The sequence below is a fragment of the Arthrobacter sp. HMWF013 genome (assembly GCF_003061105.1).
GTDB lineage: Bacteria > Actinomycetota > Actinomycetes > Actinomycetales > Micrococcaceae > Arthrobacter.
Genome location: NZ_QAIQ01000429.1, coordinates 1 through 2,597, shown reverse-complemented (window position 1 = coordinate 2,597; position 2,597 = coordinate 1). Strand labels below are relative to the sequence as shown.

Below are 2,597 nucleotides of genomic sequence, written 5' to 3'. Positions count from 1 at the left end.
GGCTTTCCCGTTCACTGTGACCTTACCGCCGGCGTCGCAGCAGACCACGGTATCCCCCGGCAGGCCGATGACCCTCTTGACGTAGGTGGTGTCACTGCCGGTCAGTCCGAGCCATTGGCCCGTTGCCGCAAGGGCATCGGGCACAGGCCCACGGCCACTGTTGAGGGGCGCGAAGGAACCCCTCCCGTCAAAGACCACGATGTCGCCGCGGCGGATGGGGTCGGTCTGGAAGTCGGTTCTGGAGACCAGGATCCGGTCGCCGCCTTCCAGCAGCGGCTCCATGGACCCGGACGGAATGAAGTAGACATCCAGCCAGAGCGAGCGCACCAGTCCGCTGAGCGCCACCGCCAGCAGGAGTGCCGGCAACGCAAAACGCCAGCCCATTTTTCGGGGCTGGCGTTTTGTCTGGTCCATGATCCATATTCCTGGGGCGCTGTTACGAATGGCGCTGGCCTGGTACGGCTGGGGCCTGCTTTGTTAGTCCTCAGGGACTTACTTGGCGGTGTGGAAGTCGCGCTTTTCCTTGATCTTGGCAGCCTTGCCGCGCAGTTCGCGCATGTAGTAAAGCTTGGCGCGGCGCACGTCACCCTTGGAGACGACCTCGATCTTTTCGATGATCGGGGAGTGGACCGGGAAGGTACGCTCCACACCGACACCGAAGGAGACCTTGCGGACGGTGAAGGTTTCGCGAAGGCCATCGCCGTGGCGGCCCAGGACGAAGCCCTGGAACACCTGGACGCGGGAGTTCTTGCCTTCGATGATGTTCACGTGAACCTTGAGGGTGTCACCCGCGCGGAATTCGGGAACATCGGTACGCAGCGAAGCTGCATCTACGGAATCGAGAATATGCATAATTGCACTCCTGGTGAACGCCACAGGTCATTCACTTTGGGTCACGGCGGCCAAGCCCGGTTATCCCGGGAATTGCCGCCGAAAGTTAAGTGGTCCGGTTCCTTCACTGGTTGAAAGTACCGGGTTGTCCAGCTGTTGGTTGCGCTCCCCCTGTAGCAGGTGCGGACCCAGCAGACACAAGGACTAATTTTGCCACACTCGCACGCCTACAGCCAATCGCCGCTGACGGAAACCCCTGACGGTTCAGGCAGAGGGGCCGGTTCCGGCGTCCTTCTCAGCCGCGGAGCGTCCCCGGGGACGGAGGTGACCGTCGACGACGTCGTACCCCAGGTCCGCCAAGGCAGTCCGGTCGGCACGTGGCAACTTCCCGGCGTCGAACGTTTCAAGGAGGTCGGGACGGCGCTCCGCCGTCCGCCGGTACTGCTCGTGGCGGCGCCACTGGGCGATCTTGCCGTGGTTGCCGCTCAGCAGCACGGCGGGCACATCACGCTCACGCCACGTGGAGGGCTTGGTGTAGACCGGGTATTCCAGCAGTCCGTCCGAATGGGATTCCTCCACCAGGGATTCCGGGTTTCCGACGACACCAGGCAGCAACCTGCCGATGGCTTCCACCATGGCCAGGACAGCCACCTCGCCACCATTGAGCACATAATCGCCCAGGCTCATGGGGCGCACGGTGAAGTGCTCTTCAGCCCATTCGATGACACGCTCGTCGATGCCCTCGTAGCGTCCACAGGCGAAAACCAGCTGGTCTTCTTCGGCCAGCTCATAGGCCAGCGCCTGGGTGAAGCGTTCCCCCGCGGGCGACGGGACAATCAGCACCGGTTTTGATGCTTTGCCCGGGTTGGCTTCAGCCACCGCCGCCAGCGCCTGGGCCCAAGGCTCAGCCTTCATCACCATGCCGGCCCCGCCGCCGTAGGGCGTGTCATCAACCGTCCGGTGTTTGTCGGTGGTGAAGGAGCGGAGATCATGGACGTGAAGGTCCAGCAGTCCATCCTGGCGGGCTTTGCCGATGAGGGACAGCTCCAGTGGCGCCAGGTATTCCGGGAAAATACTGACGACGTCGATTCTCATCTACGCGTTGCCTTCCGGTTCGCCGGACCCGGCGTCGTCGGAGTTGATATCAAACAGGCCATCCGGGGGCGTCAGCAGGACAAACCCGCCGGCTACGTTGACTTCCGGAACGATCTGCTCCACGAACGGAACGAGGATTTCCTTGCCGTCTGCGCCTTCAATGACCAGGAGGTCCTGGACCGGCATGGTGTGCAGGGCGGCAACCTTGCCAACCACCTGCGAGCCTACCCGCGCCTCGAGTCCCACCAGTTCGTGCTCGTACCAGCCCTCGTCGTCGTCCTCATCCAGCTCTTCAGTCTCGATGAACAGCTTGGCTCCGCGGAGCGTCTCCGCCTGATTGCGGGTTTCAATGCCGGCAAACCCGAGCAGGAGGATGTCTTTGTTCCACCGGGCACTGTCAACGGTCAGCGGGCCGGCCGATGCCGGCTCCACCACAAACTCGGTGCCCGGAACAAACCGGTCCTCCGGGGCGTCGGTCAGCACCTGGACCGTCACTTCCCCACGGATTCCGTGCGGTTTTCCGATTCGTGCCACCTGAAGCTGCATCTGTTCCCCTGTCCGGTTGTGGGACTACCCACCGTATGTGTTGTCAACGCACTCCGGCCCCTCCACCGTTGCTGGTGGAAGGGCCGGAGTGCGTTGACAACACATACGGTGGGTAGTCCCACAAC

3 protein-coding genes and 1 pseudogene are annotated in these 2,597 nt (G+C 62.9%); all 4 read right to left on the bottom strand.

Going from position 1 to position 2,597, the window contains the following annotated elements:
* Positions 1-414: pseudogene (lepB, locus tag DBR22_RS24625) on the bottom strand (signal peptidase I); the annotation flags it as partial.
* 78 nt (positions 415-492) lie between these two features.
* A complete protein-coding gene (rplS, locus tag DBR22_RS15645; RefSeq protein WP_108599783.1) occupies positions 493-852 on the bottom strand; it encodes a 50S ribosomal protein L19 in 360 nt (119 codons plus the stop codon).
* Between the two features lie 243 nt (positions 853-1,095).
* Entirely contained in the window at positions 1,096-1,926 is an 831-nt protein-coding gene (gene trmD, locus DBR22_RS15640; protein ID WP_108599782.1) for a tRNA (guanosine(37)-N1)-methyltransferase TrmD, read from the bottom strand.
* Positions 1,927-2,472, bottom strand: coding sequence for a ribosome maturation factor RimM (rimM, locus tag DBR22_RS15635; protein ID WP_108599781.1), 546 nt, complete (start codon positions 2,470-2,472; stop codon positions 1,927-1,929).
* Positions 2,473-2,597 lie beyond the last annotated feature (125 nt).